Raw genomic sequence first — 17,922 nt, 5'->3', positions numbered from 1 at the left:
GCAGCCATGGCCCGCCCCGCCCCCGCCGCCAGCCCCGCCAACCTGCTGCTGGTCACGTTTGACCAGTGGCGCGGCGACTGGGGCGATCCCTGGGCGCCGGTGCTGGAGCTGCCGGCCCTGGAGGGCCTGGCGCAACAGGGGTTCACGGCCCGGCGCTGCTACACCAGCAGCCCCCACTGCGTGCCGGCGCGGCTGAGCTGGCTCACGGGGCTGATGCCCAGCCAGCTGGGGGTGACCCGCAACACCTCCGTGACCCTGCCGGCCGACGCCCCCTCGCTGGTGCGCGAGCTGCAGCAGCAGGGCTGGCACACGACCCTGGTGGGCAAAACCCACTGGACCAGCCACGGCAGCCCCCGGGATCTGCGCGACGACCAGCCCCTGATGGCGGCGCTGGGGTTTGACCAGATGACCGAAGTGGCGGGCCCGCGGGCCCTGCGGCGGCTCAGCTGCGCCCTCACCGAGGCCTGGCAGGCGGCCGGCGTGCTGGAGCAGCAACGGGCGGACCTGGAGGCGCGCTACGGGGCCGGCAGAAGCCCGGCGGCCTGGGCGGTGCGGCCGAGTGTGCTGCCGCTGGCGCTCTATCCCGACATCTGGATCGCCCAGCGGGGCCTGGAGCAGCTGGCGGCCATGCCCAGCGATCGGCCCTGGTTGCTGTGGGTGAGCTTTGTGGGCCCCCATGAACCCTTCGACACGCCGGCGCCCTGGCACGGGCGCAACCGGGCGGACGGCCTGCCAGCGCCCACCCCCACCCCCGGCTGGATCGGGCAGCTGCCGGCGGGCTGTGAACTGCGCCAGAGCCAGGCGAGCTGGGCCGGCCAAATCACGGGCGATCAAATCTCGGCCTGCCGGGCCGACTATGCCGATCACCTGCAGCTGCTCGATGCCCAGCTGGCGCTGCTGCTGGAGGGCCTGGCCCAGCGCGGCGACGCCACGCGCACGGCGGTGGCGGTGACGGCCGACCACGGCGAGCTGCTGGGCGACGCCGGCATGCTCTACAAGGGCGCTTTTTTGGAGGGGGCGGTGCGGGTGCCGTGGATCTACCGCCCGCCCGGGGGCACCGCCCAACCCCAGGCTTGCAACGCGCCCCTGGCGCTCACCGGCCTGCTGGCTCAAGCCCTGCGGGGCCTGGCGGGGAGCGGCGCGATGCAGCCCCTGCAGCGCTGGGCCGCCACCCAGCGGGGAGCGGTGGTGGAATTCGGCAGCGAGCTGCTGCTGCTGCGCGGGCCCCGCAAACTGGCGCTGGATGGCCGCGGCCAGCCCCTCTGGGCCGTGCACCTCGGCCGCGACCCGCAGGAACAGACCAACGTGATCAGCAGCCAACCCAGCCGCTGGAGCTTCAGCCCCGCCTGGCGGCGGCTACGGCGCTGGGGCAGCAGGCTGAGCGCCCAACAAACCGCCACTCACTGGCTGTGGAGGGATCTAGGGCGCTGAAACCGGCGGGGCAGGAGTGAGGTTGGGCAACGCCCACTGGGCAACGAAGCTGTAGCGAGACCCCTGGCCCGCCTCTTGACGCTGCACCTGCTCGCGCACCTGGGCCAGCTGGGGATGCTTGGGATCGATGGCTGCTGCGGCATCGATGTAGTGGCGGGCCAGGGCGCAGTCGCCGCGCATGCTGGCCAGGGTGATCAAGTTGATGTAGTGGGGCAGGGCTGGGCCGCCGAGCTGCAGAGCATGCAGAAGGCAGATCTCGGCCTCGTGGAAACGCTGCAGACGGATGTAGGCATCGGCGGCATTCACGTACACCGCCGCCTGGGCGCCCAGCGCCAGGCCCGCCTGGCTCACCAGCTGCAGGGCAAAGGCCGGGTTGTTTTCCTGGATCGCCTGGGCGGCCAGCTTGAGCTGATCGGCGGCCACGGCAGCCTTGTCGGGGTCGGGCAGCTGGCGGGCCAGGGCTGCGGCTGAATTGGGGGCGGGCTTACTGAAGGCCACCGCTCCAGCCTGTCGCACTTCGTCTTCCGCAAAGGCGAGCATCAGCGGATCTTGCGGCATCCAGCTCTGGGCACTGGCCAGGGCCGTGGCGGGCGCGGCGGCAGTAGTGGAGGCATTTGGCGCCAGGGCCGGGGCGCTCTGCTGCTCGCGAAACTGCAGCCGGTTGAGGTTGGCGCGGGCATCGGCGTAGCTGGGATCCTCCGCCAGCAAGCCCTCCAGCAGGCGCCGGGCCTCGGCGAGCTCGCCCAGGTCGATCAGCAGATTGGCGTAGTTGTTGCGGATCTGGGGGGCCTGGGGATCGAGGGCCAGGGCGCGGCTGAGTAAATCTTTGGCTGAATTGAGTTGGCCGAGGCGGCGGCAGGTGGCTCCGTACAACGAGAGATAGGAACCATCAGCACCCAGGGCAGCCTGGTGGGGCTCGAGCAAGCGGGCCGCCTTGGCGAATTCACCCAACTGAAACAACGCGCCAGCCACGATCTGGGCGGCGATGGGGTCCTGCTCGAGACGCAGATTGAGGGCCTGGGCCCGCTGCAACACCTCCCGATACTGCCCCGCCTGAAACAGACCGAGCAGCTGGTGTTGGGGTGGGTCTGCAAAGCCGGCCATCAGCGATCCAGGCGAAATTGGTTGGTGCTTATCTTGCCCTAACCGGCTGTAGCGCCCGGGTTGCGGTCGGGCCGGCAGGCATCGGGCAGCCCTGCTCCAGCCAGTGGCGAGCCCGCTGCAGCGCCTGGGCCCAGCCTGCTTGGGGGTCTTCCCGCAGGATGCCCACGCTGGGATACCAGTAGCTGCGCTGCACCGCGGGATCGGTGAACCAACGCCAATCACAGTTGCGGCTGAGCAGGCATTGGGTGGGCAGGTTGAGGCCGCCGGCGCCATGAATAGTGGTGTTGGCCACGCTGATCACCGCGTCGCAGGCGGCCACCTGATCCAGCCAGAGATCCATGTCGCGCAGGGCATCGACCCGTGGATCGTGGATTACATCCAGGCCGGCCTGGCGCCACTGCTCCACCTGGGGGGCGGCTTTGCCGTACTGCAGACTCACAAAGCGCGCGCCGGGCAGGGGCTGGAGCAACTGTGCGAACTGCTCCGGGCTAATCGATTTGGCCCGGATGCGTCCGGCTGTACCGCCCCCCTTCCAGCTGATTCCAATCAGGCGCTGAGCGGGGCTGCCACCGGCCGTGGCATAGGCCTGGCGCAATTCATCACGGCGCGCGGCCTGCGCCACCAACATCGGCACCCGCTGGGCGTAGGTATCCAGGCGGGTGAAGCGGTGCTGGCAGATGGAGCCGATCGGGCACTGGACGTCGTAATCGGCTGCGATGAAGCGGCCCTGGAGCGCGTCGGCATGGGTCCAGATCTTCACGGGCTCAGCCAGGCAGCGCCGGTAGATCGGCACCAGGCGCTCGCCCAGCATCAGATCCACTGCCGCGGCTTCCTGCTGGAGGGCAGGCAGCAGGGTGAGGAACATCATCACGTCGCCGATGGCCTGCTCTTCCAGCAGCAGCAAGCGCTTGCCCACCAGCGGCTCCCCGCGCCAGATCGGCAATTCGGAGGCGGCAAAGGGTTTGCGCAGGGCCCGCTGCCAGCGCTGGGGGCCTTCGGCCGGGGTGCGCAGGCCGTGCTCGTAGAGCTGCCAACCGCGGCCCAGCTCCTGGGCCTGCAGCAAACCGCAGCCAAAATTCCAGCTGTTGAGATCCAGCAGTTTCTGGCGCTCCTGCGTTTCCTGAGGGTCGAGCTCGCCCGGCTCCCGCAAGGCAGCCAGGCCCTGCTCGTAGAGCTGCAGCGCCTGCTCGAGATGGCCGCGGGCCATGTCGTGACCGGCCAAGGCCAGTCGCAATTCGGCCTGTTGCCTGGGCGCACAGCGGCGAATGCGCTGCTCCAGCAGCGCCACCAGCTTCTCGCGCACCCCCTCTCCCGGCTCATCGGGGGAAACCTCAGCGGCAGCCGCCAGGCCATCGAGCAACACCAGCAGCTGGCCCAAGAGCAAGGGCTCCGGACCCACCAAACGCAAAGCCACCTGGGCCAAGGCCTGGGCCCAGGCCTGCAGGCCCAGCTCCCGGCAAAGGCTGATCAGCGAACGCAGCAGCTCACTGCAGGCAGAGGGCTGTTCACCCTGGGCCATCCGCAGCCGCAGAGCGGCCAGCAGATCAGCCAGGGCCGAGGCGGGACGGTTGTCGCGGATCAGGTTGGCCCTGTTGGTGAGCACCCCCGCGTCGCGGGGATTGCATTGGAGCCCCAGGTCATACACCTGCAGGGCATGCTCCTGCTTGCCCTGTTGGCGAAGTAGGGCGCCGTAATTTTGAAATAGCGGCGGGCGATGGTCGCCCTGGTCGATGGCGCGCTGGTAGTGGCGCATCGCCTCTGCCAGGTCTCCCTGCTGATGGGCCTGAATGGCACGGGGCAGACCCATCGTCCGCAAGAACCAAGCAATGAGATCATGCTCCCATGCGCCTGTTGTTTCTCCATCCCAATTTCCCCGGACAGTTCGTGCGGCCCGCGGCGGTGTCCGCCCAGGCCGGCCATGAGGTGAAGTTCCTCTGCCACACGCACTACGGCCGTAGCCTGGCTGGCGTGGAGCGGATCACCCTCAAAGGCGGCCTGGGCCACAAGGCCCTTGAGGCGCGCCAGCTCAAGGGACTGGCCCACACCCAGGCACTGGCCGAGCAATACCTTAAGGCGATGGAGCAGCTGGCGGCAGCAGGCTGGCAGCCGGATGTGGTGGTGAGCCACAGCGGCTGGGGCTGCGGGCTGCACACTGCGCTGGTGTGGCCCCAGGTCCGGCGGGTGGCCTATGTGGAGTGGTGGTTTGCGGTGGACGCCCCCCTCTACAGCTTTGATCCCACCAACCTGTGGTGGCCCAGCCCCGGCAACGGGCGGGGCATGCGCGAGCGCAACCTGTCGTTGGCACTCGAACTCAGCGAGGCGCATGCGCTGGTAGCCCCTACCCACTGGCAACGCCAGCAGCTGCCGGAAGCCCTGCGTCAGCGCTGCGCAGTGATCACCGACGGAGTCGATCTGAACCGCTTCCGCCCCGACCACCAGCGCAAAGCCCCCACGCCGTTGCTCACCTACGGCACGCGCGGCATGGAGCCGATGCGGGGCTTCCCGGAGCTGATCAGCGAGCTGCCCGGGGTGCTGGAGGCCCATCCCCAGTTGGAGGTGGAAATCGCCGGCGACGACCGGATCTGCTACGGGGGCTCACCACCCCAGGAGGGCAGCTTCGGGCGCTGGGCCCAGCAGCAGCTGGCGCCCTGGATAGCTGAGAAGCGCGTGAGCTTCTTAGGGCGCCTCAAGCCGCATGCCTACACGCAGTGGCTTCAGCGAAGCTGGTTGCACGTGCACCTCACCCGCCCGTTTGTGGCCAGCTGGAGCCTGCTGGAGGCGATGGCCTCGGGCTGCTGCTTGATCGCCAGCAACACCGAGCCAGTACGGGAGTTTCTTGACCCAAGCAGCGCAACACTGGTGGATTTTCGTAAAGAAGGGTGGCTAATGCCAGTGGTGGCAAAGCTCTTGGCAGATTCAGCACTATGTGGCAAGCTAGCGAAACGGGCAACATCCACAGCCAAGGCTTTCGATGAGCACAAAGCCATCGACGCCTGGCACAGCTTGCTTTGTGCCGGATTGACAACCTGACCATTGTCAAACCACCTGCACCTGTGTAAGGTATGTATGGCTGGTCTCAACCCAGAATCCATTCAAATTCACCCATGGCGAATTTTCTAATCAACTCTCCCAGCTCGGAACCGGTTGTTGGGACCAATTCGAACGATCTTTTTGTTTTACAACAAATTCAGGGCAACACGGTTTTTGGCCTTGAGGGCAACGACACAATCACCGCAGCATCAGTGGATGGCTCGGCAGTCCTACTCAACGGTGGTGCCGGCAACGACAGTTTTGTACTCACCGGCGGTGCAATCTTTCAAGGTTCTGTATTCGCAGGCTCCGGAAATGACTTGCTGACTCTCGGCAGGGACTTCGGCACCAGCACGATCATTCGTGGGGGATCTGGAAACGACACCTTAAACATTATTGAAGGCATACTTGATCGTACTACTGTCAATGCAAATGACGGCAGTGACATCATTAGCGCTCGAGTCGGAACAGGCTCCACACGCTCGCTGATCGCCGGCGGAAATGGCCGTGACACAATCAATTTACTGTTTTCAGGTAACGCTGACCGCTTCACCGTCAACGGCGGAGCCGGTCACGATTCTATCGTCTTCTCTGCTACTCGTGCAGGCAGCCTCAGTAGCTTCTTCGTTGCTGGTGGAGATGGCTTTGACACCATCATCTTTGAAGCACAAGCGGCCGCGAACCTTACCGGCTCCTTCGATATCAACGGTGATGCTCTGAACGACTTGCTGCAGTTCAGAGGTCAAGTCACCACAACCCAAGGCTCTGCCACCATTGGAGGCGGGGCTGGTGCTGACACCATCCAATTCTCGGCCGGCGTCAGCCTGAACCAGGGCTACATCAACGCAGGTGATGGCCTGGATTCGGTCTACATCAGCGGTGCGTTCAACGCAGGCACCCTGAATGGCGGTGATGGTGCTGACTCCATCACCCTGGGCACTTACGCTGCAAGTGGCTCGAATGGCGGGATCATCTTCGGCGATGCCGGGGCAGACAGGATTAGTCTTGGCATTGGAACTTTCGCTGCAGCTACCGGCAAAGCAATCATCAGTGCCGCTGGAGGCAGCCGCCTTGGTTACGCCAGCTTCGATCAATCCAACCTCGCTGGCTTCGACCATGTGAGTGCTGGACTGACCATTACAACAGGTTCTCGCAATGTAGATGCCAACGTCGCCGCCAACCTGTTCACTATCACTCAAGATGTGGTGACTGCCTCGGTAGGTGCCAACCTTGCTGTGGCTAATTTCACAACCAATACGGGCGGTTCGGTGACCTGGACGGCCTCCTTCGACGGCACGCTCACAGCTCGGGTTGCTGAGCTGGATAGGATATTGGCTTCTGGCCAAAGCGTTGCCTTCTCTGACGGGGCAGGCTCTCGCTACTTGTTCGTGCAAGGTGGCGCTGCAGGCAGTGGCACAGACGGCGATCTACTAGTTCGCGTCAATAGTGCTGATGTACTCGACGTGGCGGGTGGCACCTCCATCGCTGTTCGAACCACTCGCGCCCTCTTCTGATTTCGATTCTCGAATTCAGAAAGCCACCCCTTCCCGTTTGGGAAGGGGTTTTTTATTGGTTGAAAGCCTTGACATCACCAGCTCGTATCAAAATGAAGCGCCACAAGCCTGATCGCCGGCTTCTCCCCTAGACATTGATCCGCTTCTCAAAATCTAGTGGTCAGGCAATAAAATCACCGAAATTGGCGACACTGCCAGACCAGCGCGACGGAGAGGAGGAGCGCAGGGCATGGCAACCACTTTCGTATTTGAAACTACAAATATGAATGTGATTATGCGACCAGTGCTACGGTGCCGAGAAGAGGTACATGGCACACATGGCCAAACCCAATTAGGTGCTAGCCCTTGGTCAGTCAACAACCTTCCCCAATAGAAGCTTCTGGCGCATCTCACCAGCGCTCACACGCCACCGCTGGAGACTAAAACCCTATTATCGCGCAGAAGATTGCTACCCTCCTAACCACGAGCCCAATCAACAACAAAGCACAGGGCCAGCCATCCCGTGCAGTAGGTGCTAAACAGGCTATTGCCTGGAAGAATTAGCCCTCGCCACCCGCTTCCTGCTGGCGATACAAAGCCGCATAGCGCCCAGCAAGTGTTTCCAACTCGGCATGGGTTCCGTTCTCCACCAGCCGGCCCTGGTGCATCACCAGGATCAGATCGCTGGAGCGAATCGTGCTGAGCCGGTGGGTGATGAAAAACACGGTACGGCCCTCGGCCCACTCCTGCAGGTTGAGGCAGAGCTGGCGTTCGGTGTCGAAATCGAGCGCGCTGGTGGCTTCGTCCATCACAAGCAGCTGTGGGTTGGCCAAAATTGTGCGGGCAATCGCAATCCGCTGGCGTTGGCCGCCGCTCAAGTTGCTGCCCCGCTCCGCAATCGGGGTGGCGTAGCCCTGGCCCAAGCCCATGATGAAATCGTGGGCGCAGGCAATTCGCGCCGCCTCCAGGATCGCTTCGGTGCTGGCCTGGGGATCATTCAGGGCAATATTTTCAGCAATCGTGCCCTCAAACAGGAGCGAATCCTGGGGCACGATGCCGATCTGGCGGCGCAGGCTGCTGAGATCCACCTTGGCGATGTCGTAATCGTCGATGAAAATCCGGCCCTGCTGGGGGTCATAGAGCCGCGGCAACAATTTCATCAGCGTGCTCTTGCCGCTGCCGCTCTGGCCCACCACACCCACAAAACTGCCAGCGGGAATGGCGATGCTCACGCCATCCACTTGATAGGGGCCTGAGGCTTCAAAGCGGAAACGCACGTCTTCAAAGCGCACAGCCCCCTGAATCGGCGGCATGGCGATCTGGCCGATGTCGTCTTCTTTACCGAGCTCAGGATTTTGATCGAGGATGTCGCTGAGGCGCTCCATTGAGAGCTGCACGCCCTGGAAACCCTGATACAGCCCGGAAAGCTGCAGCAAGGGGCCGGTCACGTTGCCGGCGATGATGCGGAAGGCGATCAGCTGGCCCAGGGTGAAGTTGCCCTCCAGCACCATCCACATCCCCACCCACAGAATCAGCAGCCCCGAAAGCTGGTTGAGAAACCCACCGATTTCGCCGGCGGCCGAGCCCAGCGCCACACTTTTAAAGCCCTCATCCACAAAGTGGCGGTAGCGGTCTTGCCATTTCCAGCGGGCGGTGAGCTCAAAGTGTTGGGCTTTCACCGTTTGGATGCCGCTGAGCACTTCAATCAGGTGGCTCTGGGTGCGCGCCGAAGCCACAGCGCGTTTGCGGATCAGGTTTTTATAAATCGGTGCCACCACAAACACCAGCAGCAGATACACCGGCAAGGTGCTCAACGCCACGGCAGTGAGCAGCGGCGAATACACCAACATCACTGCCAGATACAAGGTGGCAAAGATGATGTTGAGCAAGCTCACCAAGGCCGTGCCGGTGAGAAAACCCCGAATCGTGTTGAGTTCACCCAGGCGCTGGCTCAGCTCCCCCACCGGGCGCTTCTCGAAGTAGGTGAGCGGCAGAGACAGCAGCCGATCAATCACCGCACTGCCGAGGGTGAGATCCATCCGATCGGTGGTGTCCACAAAAATGTAGCTGCGCAACACCGTGAGCAAGCCCTGAAACAGGGCCAACACCACCATCGCCGCCCCCAACACATTGAGGCTGCTGAGGTTGCCCTGGCTCAGCACTTTGTCGATGATCTGCTGGATCAGAAGCGGAATCGCCAGGCCAAACAACTGGGCCAACAACGAGGCCACAAACACAATCGCCAGGGCCGTTTTGTATTTGCCCAGCAGCGGCGTAAACCAACCCCAGCCAAAGCGGCTGGTGGGTGTAGCGCCCACCCGGCGGGGGATCAGGAAGCGGAAACGCTCCCCCAGCTGGGCCTTGAGCGGCTCCAGCTTGAGTCGCTGCAGACCGTGGTGGGGATGGCCCAGCACCGCCTGGCCCCCTCGCACCCCGTAAAACACCACCGGAATCCCCTCCAGCAGCCACACCGCCGGGGCCTCAACCGCCGCCAGGTGGGCGCTGTCGGTTTCGGCCAGCTGGCTGCGCAGCCCCATCAGCTCGCACAGGCCGCCCAACAGCTCCACCGACAAACTCTTATCCCGCCGAAACTGGGCTTCCAGCACCTTGGCGATCGCATCGCGGCGGAAGGGCACCCGTTGCTGCAGGGCCACCATTTCCGCCACCGCCAGGGATTCCGCCAGCTGGCCGCGGCCGCGCACGCTGGGAAAGCGGTCGCCATCCGCCAAGTGATCGTCTTCCAGGATGCCCAGGACCTCCAGGTTGGTGCTGCGGGTTTCGGTGCTGGGCAGCGCTTCAGCGGCCACCGGCACCACCTGCTCGCTGGCCGGCAGCGCCGGCGTGCGCGGCAGGCCGATCAGCCGGTAGGGCAACACAAACCCAGGCCGCGCCGGCAACGCCTGGCCGGGCTCAAGCAAGCGCCCCGCAGGGTGATCGGGCACACCCGAGCTGCTGAGAAACCAATCCAAATGGGCACCGGCCTGTTGGGGCGGGGTGAACGGTGCATCCGCCGCCAGGTTCAAGGCGCGTGCTGCCTGGCTGCGCTCAAGCAGATCCGAATCCCAGCCCGCCACCAAACGAGGATGGAGCCCAGCGGCCGCCAGCGCCACGGCATGGGCCTCCTGCAGGCCCGCCAGCTGGCCGAAATACGCCGCAAAGGCAGCTTCCTGGCGGATCAGCCCCACAAACGCCGCCGCCGGAAAGGCGATCAGGGTGACATCGCTGCTGGCCTGCACCAGCTCGCACGGCTCGGCGCGCAGCACACTGCTCCAACCCAGCAACTGACCCGGACCCCGCTTGCACAGGGTGATCTGGTCACTGGCCTGGCTCACCAGCAGCCGCACCTCGCCGCTCAGCACCAGCAGCACCTCGGCGGGCAACTCATCGGAGCGCAGCAGCCGGGCGCCCACGGGGAAGCGGCGCAGCAGGGCGGCATCGAGCAGGGCCTCAGCGCCGGCCTCACTCAACAGCGCGAAGGGGGGCTGGCTTGCCAGTTGCTGGCGCAGACTCTCCTGGAGCCCGGCTGGAGTGGCGCTCAAGGAATCACCGCTTCAATTCGATGGGGGCACCTTAGATGGGCCAGCGCCAGGGCTCCAGTGGCGCGCAGCCACTGGTCGAGCTCGGCGGCCAGCAGCTGCTGGCGACTGGCGGCATCGAAGCGGGCTGGCTTGAACAGCTCCAATTGCACGATCGCCACCTGCTCGCCCAAGCGCGTGGGTGGCAGCAGCTCGCCGGGCTCCAACCGCGGCAGCACCTTGCCCAGCCCCAGCGGCATCGCCGCCAGGGGCTGCAAGGGGATCAGCCCGCCCTGGGCGCGCTCCGGCCCCTCGCCATAGCGCCGCGACAGCGCCGCAAAGCTCTCCTCGCCGGCCTTGATGCGGTGGTAAAGCTCCAGGGCCAGGCCTTTATCGGCCACCCGCAGCAGCCGGCAACTGGCACGATCCAGCTGGTGTTTGCGCTGCAGAAATAGGGTTTCCAGCCGGTGGCCCCAGCGGGCCTCGGCCCAGCTCTGACAGCCGGGCGCCACGGCCAACTTGGTGGCCACCTCGCTCTCCAGCAGGCCGAGGGCCTCGGGATCGGCCTTGGCGCGCCATTCCGGCTCTCGGGCGGCAATCGCCTGCTGGCAATCTTCCGAGCTCCAGGGCGCCTCCGCCGCCAGCTGCTGGCGCAGCCAGAGATCCACGGCGCGGGGCAGTAGGCCCGCCACGGCGAGGGTGGATCGGGCCGCCAACAGGTCAGCCTCCAGCTGCTGCAGCCGCTCGGCAGTCAGCCAGCTGGCGGGATCGGGATCCAGAGGGGCTTTTGCGGCCTGGGCTGCAGACTGATCCATGGGTGAAAGAATGGCATCTTGAGATCACCCCTGCAGCAGCGTGACGCCCGATGACAGATCCCCATGGCTGAGGTGATCAGCGACGTGCAACGCCAGCTCAACGCGGCCCTGCACGAGCACGACGACAACTTCGGCAACCGCGCCGATGGCGCGGGCCTGGCCACCCATCTGCCCGCCGCGCTTGGGCGCATGCACGAGCTGGGGGCGTGTGCTTCGCTGCTCGACTACGGCACCGGCAAGGGCGCCCTGGTGCAGCGGCTGCGGGCGGAGCTGCCACCTGACGTGCACGTGCAGGGTTACGACCCCGCCATGCCGGCCTTCGCCACCAAGCCAGAGCAGCCGGCCGACATCCTGGTGTGCCTGGATGTGCTGGAGCACATCGAGATGGCCAGCATCGATGCGGTGCTGCGCGACATCCACGCCCTCACCCGCCAGTTTTGTTATCTGGTGATCGACCTGCAGCCGGCGGTGAAAACCCTGGCCGATGGCCGCAATGCCCACATCCTGCTGGCGCCGCCGGAGTGGTGGGTGGGCCGTGTCGCCCAGCTGTTCGCGTGCCAGGCCAGTTTCCCGGTGATGCATAAGGCCGGCGTGCCCCAGAAGCTGGTGATCGCCGCCTGCCACCGCCCCCAGGTGCTGCCGTTGCTGTATGGCTTTCTGATCAAGCTGAAGCTGTTTGATTTCGCCATGAGCGGCGGGGTGCTGGAGGGCATGGCCAAGCTGCAGAAGCAGCAGGCCGCCAAAGCCAAGCGCTGAATTGATGCGGATCCTGCTGATCCACCAGGGATTTCCAGGGCAGTTCAAGCATCTGATCGGCGCCCTGCAGGCCCGAGGCGACGAACTCTGGGCGATCAGCGGGCCCCGACCTGAGCAGCAGATTCCGGCCGGGGTGCGCTACCTGCCCTACAAGCTGGAGCGCGGCAACGGCCGCGACACCTTTCCCCTGGCTTCGGAGCTGGAAACCAAAGTGATTCGCGGCGAGGCGGCGGCCCGCGTGGCGGCCCAGCTGGCGGAGGGGGGCGTGACGGGCGCGGCCTGGCAGCCGGATCTGATCCTGGGCCACCCGGGCTGGGGAGAGATGGTGTTTTTAGGGGATGTGTGGCCCGAGGTGCCCCAGCTGCACTACGTGGAGTTTTTCCATGGCGTGCCGGGCACCGACAACGACATTGCCGATGCCTACGCCACGCCGCAGACCTGGCAGGAGAAAGCACGCGCCCGCATCAAAAACACCCACCTGCTGGTCAATCTCAACCAGATGCAGGCCGGCCTCACCCCCACCCGCTTCCAGCACAGCCTGCTGCCAGCCTGGGCCCAGGCACGCACCAGCGTGATCCACGACGGCATCGATGCGGAGTGGCTGTGCCCCGATCCCGCCGCCCAGCTGGCGATCCCGCCGCGCCCGGAGCTGCCCGCTGGGCTGGTGCTGCGGCCCGGCGATCCGGTGATCACGTTTGTGAACCGCACCTTTGAGCCCTATCGGGGGGTGCATGTGTTTCTCGAAGCCCTGGCCCAGCTGCAGGCCCGCCACCCCACAGCTCAGGCGGTGCTGGTGGGGGCCGACACGCCCAAGGTGAGCTATGGGGCCCGGCGCAGCGATGGTCGCGGCTGGCTCACGGTGCTGCGCGAGCAGCGGGGCGAGCGGCTCGACTGGCACCGCATCCACCCCCTGGGCCAGGTGCCCCATGGGGTGCTGCGGGATGTGTATCGGGTGAGCGCCGCCCACGTGTATCTGAGCTACCCGTTTGTGCTCAGCTGGAGCCTGCTGGAAGCGATGAGCTGCGGCGCCCTGGTGGTGGGCAGCGCCACCGCGCCGGTGCAGGAGCTAATCCAGCACGGGGAAACGGGGCTGCTGGTGCCGTTTGGTGATGCCGAGGCCCTGGCCAACACGTTGCTCGCCGCGCTGCAGCAGCCGGCGGCCCTGGTGCCGGTGCGGCAGCGGGCGCGGCAGCACATCCAAGAGGGCTATGCGCTGCGTGCCTGCCTCAAGCGCCAGTTGCAGCTGGTGGATGCGGTAGCAGGCCCGTAAATGGGTGCCTGACGGCGGGTGTGCGGAATTCTGTACAAGCTGTACAGATTCGGATAAGGAACAGCTCGACGGCCTGCCGTGGGCTGGGCTGCGAGCTTCTCCACAGCGGAGTGACGTGGACCCTGGAAATCGGTCCGGGGTCTACGTCACCAGATCTACGCTGCGGTGTGCATCACATGCTGGGCATCGGCCTGATCATTGGCGACCAGCTGGGCTGTTGCACTGCTGAAGGACCTCAATCCGGCCACACTGGCCGCTGGATCGGGGGGCGTGGTGCCTGGCTGGCAGGCGCTGGGTGGAGCGGCCGTTACTGCAGCACGGGTTCATGGCTCGATCAGCTCGACGCAACAGCGCAGCCCAGGGGCCCGCGCAAGGCGAGCATCGGCCGTGAGCAAGGGCACCTGAAGCTGCTCAGCCAGCGCGACATAAAGGGCGTCGTAGGCCGAGAGATTGAAGCGCAGCTCCCAGGCACGACGCCACAGGGCGCGGCTGGCATGGCGGCGCAGCCCCAGTTGATGGGCGATGGTGAGGGCCTGCAGGGCAGCACTGTCCTGCAGCTTGCCAGCCAGCACCAATCGCCGCAGCACCGAGAGCAGCTCTGCATCGATCAGTTCAGGAGCCTGCAGGCTCTCGACTCCGAGGCGGGAACGAGCCGCGCCGTTCACCAGCAGTGCGTCCACCAGCGCTGATGCATCGATCACCACCATCAGCGCTCGGCCCGGCTTTCGCTGAGGGCTTCCAAGATGGTGTCGCGAGCGATCGGCACGGACGGCAGGGAGCTCAACAGCTCGGCGTTGTCGGCGCGACGGGCGCATTGCGTGAGCTCCTGCAGCGCAAAGGTGCTCAGGGGCAACCCTGCCTGAGCGGCGAGCCTCTCCAGGCGAGCGGCCACCTCCTCGGGGACATGCCGGATGTAGAGGGTGCGCATGGCGCCTGCTTGCTGGCTGCTAGCAGGCTAGGGCGCAAGGGCGCTGATGAGCGTCAAACACTGCAGCATTCGTGACGTCGCCCCCGGACATCGGTCCGGGGTGATTGTGCTGGAAGCCGGCCCAATGTGTAGGCTTCGCGCAAGGCATACACAGTGGAAATGGGCCTGCGCGCCCTGGTGCAGCTCGGCCAGCAAGCCGAGTTTCGCGCCTTCCGCGGCAAGCTGCGCTGGGAAGGCAGCCTCGACAACCAACGGTTGGATGGCCCAACCACCCCGGGATCTGGACAGCCGGCGTGATCGTTGTTGATTCCTCGGTGTGGATCGACTTTTTCAATGGTGTCAGCACCCCTGAAGTGGAACGGCTCGATCGTCTCCTGGGGGTGACGCCGCTAGTGGTCGGTGATCTGATCCTGGTGGACGTGGTTCAGGGCTTTCGCCACGAGCGCGACGTGGCCACGGCCTGCTTGGAGGCCAAGTTGCCGCTGCTGTTCAGCGATCGTGATTTCCTGCCCTACGTGAATCACCTGGGGCTGGAGGTGGCATAGACGTCAGCAAGTCCGCCAGCTCGCCGCGTTGCACCTGAGGAAATCAAGGAACAGCCCGGGCATCAGACCGTCCTCGTCTGCCTCGCTCTGCGGCCGCTCCTCTGGCTCCAGGCGCAACAACAGAAGGGGAGGCATCATGAATCAGTAGCCATTTAGGCTAGCCAGATCATCTAGCCAGATCATTGAACCAGTCCCATGGCGAACCCGGTCTGGACGTTGCAAGACGCGAAAAACTGCTTCAGCGCGGTGGTGGAGGCGGCGGTCAGGGGCGAGCCGCAGAAGGTCACCAGGCGCGGCAAGTGGGTGAGTGTGGTGCTCTCGGCCGAGGAATACGAACGGCTCAAGCAGCTCGATCAGGCCAGTGCCCCTTCCCTGGGTCAGCTGCTGCTCGAGATGCCTCAGGACGACGGGGTGTTCACGCGGTTACCGGTTGCACCGCGTGATCTCGAGGGTGTGTGAGCCATGTTTCTGATCGACACCATGGTGCTGTCGGAGTTGCGCAGGCGTCAGCGCGATGCCGGCGTGGTGGCCTGGGTTCGTGAGCAGCGGCAGGAGGATTGTTTTCTCAGTGTTGTGAGCATTGGCGAGATTGAGCGCGGCATTGCCCGCAAGCGCGTGAACGACCCAGCGTTTGCGGCGCAACTGGCGGGCTGGCTGGACCAGCTGCTGCGGCTGTACGGCGATCGTCTGTTGCCGGTGGATGTGGGCGTGGCACGGCGTTGGGGGCAGTTGTCGGCCTCTGTTGGCCATGACGGCGCTGATCTGCTGATCGCCGCTACCGCTCTCGAACATGGGCTCACCGTGGTGACCCGCAACCTCAGGCACTTCCAGTCCACCGGTGTGGCGACCGTCAACCCGTGGCAGCAGAGCCCTGCCAACCCTTGATCTCAGCTTCGGCCAGCTGGCCGAGCTCTGGAATCAGATGCGCAGAGCTGTCGACACCGCCGAGACGAAGTCGAGATCGAGGCGGCTCCAGGGATTCTGACCATCAGGCCATCGGCTCATCCTCGGGCTGGCTGGGCGGAGGCGACATCGTCTTTCCAACCGGAAGGACTTCTCGATGAGATGAGCGCTACTCGGTTTGATGATGATGAGTGGTCGTGGTGACTGAAGAATACGTATCTAGAGGCGATATCTTCCTTGTCGCATTCAATCCTACGCGAGGATCTGAAATCAGGAAAACGAGGCCTTGTGTCGTCGTATCGCCGGACGAGCTGAATGCGCACCTTCGCACCTTCGTTGTTGCGCCGCTTACAACTGGCGGACATCCATACCCTTTTCGTGTGCATTGCAGGTTTGATGGCAAGGCCGGTCATGTTGTGCCTGATCAGCTGAGGGCTGTAAACAGAGACCCTCTCGTCAAGCGATTGGGGAGTCTGCTGGAGACGACGCTGAATGAGCTACTGGGTGTTCTTCAGGCGATGTTCGCTGTATAGAAGCCTGGCCAACATGGCCATGCACCTGAGCCGCCACCGCTGGTTCACTGCTCCATGGGGGATCAACACAACATCACAGTGCCCGCTCGGCCAGTGTGCGGCGGATGTCTTTAAGCAGCAGCAGCAGGTGCAGCGGATCGGTGGGTGAGCGCTCGAACTCCGGAATGAGGTGTTCGTAGAAGGCTCGGGCCTGCTCGGATTCGGCATGCACCAGCAAGCCGCGGCAGCCGATGGCGTCGCTGAGGCTGGCGACCCGGCTAATCACATCCAGCAGCAGGGCCGCTCCGAGGCCCTGGCTTTCATGGCGTTCATCCACCCCCAGCCGGGCCAGCAGGGCGACGGGCTGGATACCCACGCTCGCCATGCACCAGGCGTAGTAGGCCACAACTGCTGGCTGATTGATCTCGGTGACCACAAACACACGCGTGGTGCCGGTTCCATGAGCGTGCTTGGCGAACTCCATCAGCCAGGTGGTTTGCTCCTTGGAGCGGCAGCGGAAACCAGCAAGCTGGTGACGTCCCGCCAGCAGCTCCGGCGGGCAGTAGCGGCTCACGGCTGGGGTTGATCCGCCGCAGGCTGGGCAAAGGGCGAGGGGCGCTCCAGCAAGCGCGTCAGGCCCGGCAGGCTGCGGGCCGGACGGCTGTTGATCCGCTCCCATTCCTGCTGGGCGCCTGCATCGAGCAGAAAGTGCTGCCGATCAGCCAGCACACGCTGGGCGGCCAGGCGCCCCTGGGCGAGCAGGAAGGAACTACGGTCGGTGCCGAGGGCTGTCGCGGCCCGATCCAGCAGGACGCGGTCGTCCTCTGTGGCCCGCAGTTCGATCCGACTCGTCTTGACCGGCCGGTGGCCGGACGGCTTGGTGCTGGTCACGACAAGAAGCCCCCAAAAGCGTACGGACACTGTACGGCGCCTGGGTCTCGATCGGGCATCTCTGTGAGGGAAGGATGGTGGAACAAGGTAGATCCAGTTTCCTAACCCACGCTCCGACTGATCTCGCTGTCCTGCTCGAACGCAGGCTGTGTAGTCCCAACGGCGCTGATCCGGGACGAGGTGGCGGTGGCAGCGGCCATGGCAGGCCCAGTCGCTGCCCAGAACCACGATCAGCCGGTCATGGTGCCAGCAGATGCGGAAACGGTTCGCCCTGCATGGTGATCTCCACCCCTTTGACCTTGGCGAAGTCTCAGAAGCCGATCTCTCTGGGCTGGTTGGCCAGCGGGGCCATCAGCTCCGGCGTTGGGCCATGGAGGGCCTTCCAGTGCTGATCTGGCTTTGGCTCCTGCAGGTGTTCCAGCAGCGGCAGCCACCTGCTGGCGGCTGCCTGCTCGTCGTTTGGACTTGGTCAGCGCACTCTGTTGAGCGGTGAGGGAAGCAGGCGTGACCTGGTGCCCTGCGCATGGCAACCGAATTCAGCTGACCCCCTGCAGAGCAGGTCAACCTGTTTGGGAGCAGTAGGCGTTGCTGAGCGGCTGATGGCCCAGGGTCATGGTGGGCTTCTCTTGGCCAAGCCTGGCCGGTAGGGAGGCATGCAGCATCTCAACGCGATGCGCGGGCGCCAGTGATCCTGGAGGTGCGCATCGGCCATCCCCACCGGCGGTGAAC

At 65.0% G+C, this 17,922-nt stretch carries 18 protein-coding genes; 10 read left to right on the top strand and 8 right to left on the bottom strand.

Annotation, left to right across the window (positions count from 1 at the left end):
- The first annotated feature begins 6 nt into the window (after positions 1 to 6).
- Positions 7 to 1,431, top strand: a complete 1,425-nt coding sequence (locus KBY70_RS06130; protein ID WP_254987809.1) for a sulfatase-like hydrolase/transferase — start codon at positions 7 to 9, stop codon at positions 1,429 to 1,431.
- Here KBY70_RS06130 and KBY70_RS06125 read toward each other — a convergent pair.
- Complete coding sequence (locus KBY70_RS06125) at positions 1,420 to 2,535, bottom strand: tetratricopeptide repeat protein (RefSeq protein WP_254987808.1); 1,116 nt, start codon at positions 2,533 to 2,535, stop codon at positions 1,420 to 1,422. The genes KBY70_RS06130 and KBY70_RS06125 overlap by 12 nt on opposite strands.
- 28 nt (positions 2,536 to 2,563) lie before the next feature.
- Positions 2,564 to 4,342, bottom strand: a complete 1,779-nt coding sequence (locus tag KBY70_RS06120; RefSeq protein ID WP_254987807.1) for a hypothetical protein — start codon at positions 4,340 to 4,342, stop codon at positions 2,564 to 2,566.
- Between the two features lie 35 nt (positions 4,343 to 4,377).
- Here KBY70_RS06120 and KBY70_RS06115 point away from each other — a divergent pair, with 35 nt between their 5' ends.
- Positions 4,378 to 5,565 carry a glycosyltransferase gene (locus tag KBY70_RS06115; protein ID WP_254987806.1) on the top strand — a complete coding sequence of 396 codons (1,188 nt, stop codon included), beginning with the start codon at positions 4,378 to 4,380 and terminating at the stop codon, positions 5,563 to 5,565.
- Between the two features lie 74 nt (positions 5,566 to 5,639).
- Positions 5,640 to 7,079 (top strand): beta strand repeat-containing protein, encoded by a 1,440-nt coding sequence (locus KBY70_RS06110; protein ID WP_254987805.1) that lies wholly within the window; start codon positions 5,640 to 5,642, stop codon positions 7,077 to 7,079.
- Between the two features lie 539 nt (positions 7,080 to 7,618).
- On the opposite strand, the gene KBY70_RS06105 is transcribed toward KBY70_RS06110, so the two are convergent.
- Positions 7,619 to 10,597: a peptidase domain-containing ABC transporter gene (locus KBY70_RS06105; protein ID WP_261355985.1), complete on the bottom strand. Its 2,979-nt coding sequence runs from the start codon at positions 10,595 to 10,597 to the stop codon at positions 7,619 to 7,621.
- Complete coding sequence (locus tag KBY70_RS06095; RefSeq protein ID WP_254987804.1) at positions 10,594 to 11,388, bottom strand: peptidylprolyl isomerase; 795 nt, start codon at positions 11,386 to 11,388, stop codon at positions 10,594 to 10,596. Before KBY70_RS06095 ends, KBY70_RS06105 begins: the two co-directional genes overlap by 4 nt.
- Before the next feature lie 63 nt (positions 11,389 to 11,451).
- Between KBY70_RS06095 and KBY70_RS06090 the strand changes: the two genes are divergently transcribed.
- Both KBY70_RS06090 and KBY70_RS06085 read left to right on the top strand, forming a co-directional pair.
- Positions 11,452 to 12,144: a methyltransferase domain-containing protein gene (locus tag KBY70_RS06090; protein ID WP_254987803.1), complete on the top strand. Its 693-nt coding sequence runs from the start codon at positions 11,452 to 11,454 to the stop codon at positions 12,142 to 12,144.
- A gap of 4 nt (positions 12,145 to 12,148) precedes the next feature.
- Positions 12,149 to 13,414, top strand: a complete 1,266-nt coding sequence (locus KBY70_RS06085) for a glycosyltransferase (RefSeq protein ID WP_254987802.1) — start codon at positions 12,149 to 12,151, stop codon at positions 13,412 to 13,414.
- 323 nt (positions 13,415 to 13,737) lie between these two features.
- Here KBY70_RS06085 and KBY70_RS06080 read toward each other — a convergent pair whose 3' ends face one another.
- Together KBY70_RS06080 and KBY70_RS06075 are read right to left on the bottom strand one after the other, a co-directional pair.
- On the bottom strand, positions 13,738 to 14,121 hold the full coding sequence (locus tag KBY70_RS06080) for a type II toxin-antitoxin system VapC family toxin (protein ID WP_254987801.1): 384 nt from the start codon (positions 14,119 to 14,121) through the stop codon (positions 13,738 to 13,740).
- Positions 14,121 to 14,342: a hypothetical protein gene (locus KBY70_RS06075; protein ID WP_254987800.1), complete on the bottom strand. Its 222-nt coding sequence runs from the start codon at positions 14,340 to 14,342 to the stop codon at positions 14,121 to 14,123. The genes KBY70_RS06080 and KBY70_RS06075 overlap by 1 nt, the downstream gene beginning before the upstream one ends.
- Positions 14,343 to 14,501: 159 nt before the next feature.
- Between KBY70_RS06075 and KBY70_RS06070 the strand changes: the two genes are divergently transcribed.
- The 5 genes from KBY70_RS06070 to KBY70_RS06050 all read left to right on the top strand — a co-directional run bounded on the left by KBY70_RS06070 (position 14,502) and on the right by KBY70_RS06050 (position 16,323).
- Complete coding sequence (locus KBY70_RS06070) at positions 14,502 to 14,639, top strand: hypothetical protein (RefSeq protein ID WP_254987799.1); 138 nt, start codon at positions 14,502 to 14,504, stop codon at positions 14,637 to 14,639.
- Positions 14,636 to 14,887 carry a hypothetical protein gene (locus KBY70_RS06065; RefSeq protein ID WP_254987798.1) on the top strand — a complete coding sequence of 84 codons (252 nt, stop codon included), beginning with the start codon at positions 14,636 to 14,638 and terminating at the stop codon, positions 14,885 to 14,887. The genes KBY70_RS06070 and KBY70_RS06065 overlap by 4 nt, the downstream gene beginning before the upstream one ends.
- A 195-nt stretch (positions 14,888 to 15,082) precedes the next feature.
- Positions 15,083 to 15,346 (top strand): type II toxin-antitoxin system Phd/YefM family antitoxin, encoded by a 264-nt coding sequence (locus KBY70_RS06060; protein WP_254987797.1) that lies wholly within the window; start codon positions 15,083 to 15,085, stop codon positions 15,344 to 15,346.
- 3 nt (positions 15,347 to 15,349) lie between these two features.
- Complete coding sequence (locus KBY70_RS06055) at positions 15,350 to 15,772, top strand: type II toxin-antitoxin system VapC family toxin (protein ID WP_254987796.1); 423 nt, start codon at positions 15,350 to 15,352, stop codon at positions 15,770 to 15,772.
- A gap of 209 nt (positions 15,773 to 15,981) precedes the next feature.
- Positions 15,982 to 16,323 carry a type II toxin-antitoxin system PemK/MazF family toxin gene (locus tag KBY70_RS06050; protein ID WP_315859696.1) on the top strand — a complete coding sequence of 114 codons (342 nt, stop codon included), beginning with the start codon at positions 15,982 to 15,984 and terminating at the stop codon, positions 16,321 to 16,323.
- Between the two features lie 73 nt (positions 16,324 to 16,396).
- Here KBY70_RS06050 and KBY70_RS06045 read toward each other — a convergent pair whose 3' ends face one another.
- Both KBY70_RS06045 and KBY70_RS06040 read right to left on the bottom strand, forming a co-directional pair.
- Positions 16,397 to 16,876 carry a GNAT family N-acetyltransferase gene (locus KBY70_RS06045; protein ID WP_254987794.1) on the bottom strand — a complete coding sequence of 160 codons (480 nt, stop codon included), beginning with the start codon at positions 16,874 to 16,876 and terminating at the stop codon, positions 16,397 to 16,399.
- Positions 16,873 to 17,193 (bottom strand): DUF1778 domain-containing protein, encoded by a 321-nt coding sequence (locus tag KBY70_RS06040; RefSeq protein ID WP_254987793.1) that lies wholly within the window; start codon positions 17,191 to 17,193, stop codon positions 16,873 to 16,875. Before KBY70_RS06040 ends, KBY70_RS06045 begins: the two co-directional genes overlap by 4 nt.
- Positions 17,194 to 17,922 lie beyond the last annotated feature (729 nt).

It is taken from the genome of Cyanobium sp. ATX 6E8, from assembly GCF_024346335.1.
Lineage (GTDB): Bacteria > Cyanobacteriota > Cyanobacteriia > PCC-6307 > Cyanobiaceae > Cyanobium_A.
Note: the sequence above shows the minus strand (reverse complement) of the source record. Positions and strands in the feature narration are given on the sequence as shown.

Excerpts from the sequence above, each read along its gene's own strand:
- KBY70_RS06120 (WP_254987807.1), bottom strand. The coding sequence starts at position 4,342 with ATGGGTCTGCCCCGTGCCATTCAGGCCCATCAGCAGGGAGACCTGGCA.
- KBY70_RS06095 (WP_254987804.1), bottom strand. The coding sequence starts at position 11,388 with ATGGATCAGTCTGCAGCCCAGGCCGCAAAAGCCCCTCTGGATCCCGAT.
- KBY70_RS06070 (WP_254987799.1), top strand. The coding sequence starts at position 14,502 with ATGGGCCTGCGCGCCCTGGTGCAGCTCGGCCAGCAAGCCGAGTTTCGC.
- KBY70_RS06130 (WP_254987809.1), top strand. The coding sequence starts at position 7 with ATGGCCCGCCCCGCCCCCGCCGCCAGCCCCGCCAACCTGCTGCTGGTC.
- KBY70_RS06115 (WP_254987806.1), top strand. The coding sequence starts at position 4,378 with ATGCGCCTGTTGTTTCTCCATCCCAATTTCCCCGGACAGTTCGTGCGG.
- KBY70_RS06085 (WP_254987802.1), top strand. The coding sequence starts at position 12,149 with ATGCGGATCCTGCTGATCCACCAGGGATTTCCAGGGCAGTTCAAGCAT.
- KBY70_RS06060 (WP_254987797.1), top strand. The coding sequence starts at position 15,083 with ATGGCGAACCCGGTCTGGACGTTGCAAGACGCGAAAAACTGCTTCAGC.
- KBY70_RS06125 (WP_254987808.1), bottom strand. The coding sequence starts at position 2,535 with ATGGCCGGCTTTGCAGACCCACCCCAACACCAGCTGCTCGGTCTGTTT.
- KBY70_RS06075 (WP_254987800.1), bottom strand. The coding sequence starts at position 14,342 with ATGCGCACCCTCTACATCCGGCATGTCCCCGAGGAGGTGGCCGCTCGC.
- KBY70_RS06110 (WP_254987805.1), top strand. The coding sequence starts at position 5,640 with ATGGCGAATTTTCTAATCAACTCTCCCAGCTCGGAACCGGTTGTTGGG.
- KBY70_RS06080 (WP_254987801.1), bottom strand. The coding sequence starts at position 14,121 with ATGGTGGTGATCGATGCATCAGCGCTGGTGGACGCACTGCTGGTGAAC.
- KBY70_RS06090 (WP_254987803.1), top strand. The coding sequence starts at position 11,452 with ATGGCTGAGGTGATCAGCGACGTGCAACGCCAGCTCAACGCGGCCCTG.
- KBY70_RS06055 (WP_254987796.1), top strand. The coding sequence starts at position 15,350 with ATGTTTCTGATCGACACCATGGTGCTGTCGGAGTTGCGCAGGCGTCAG.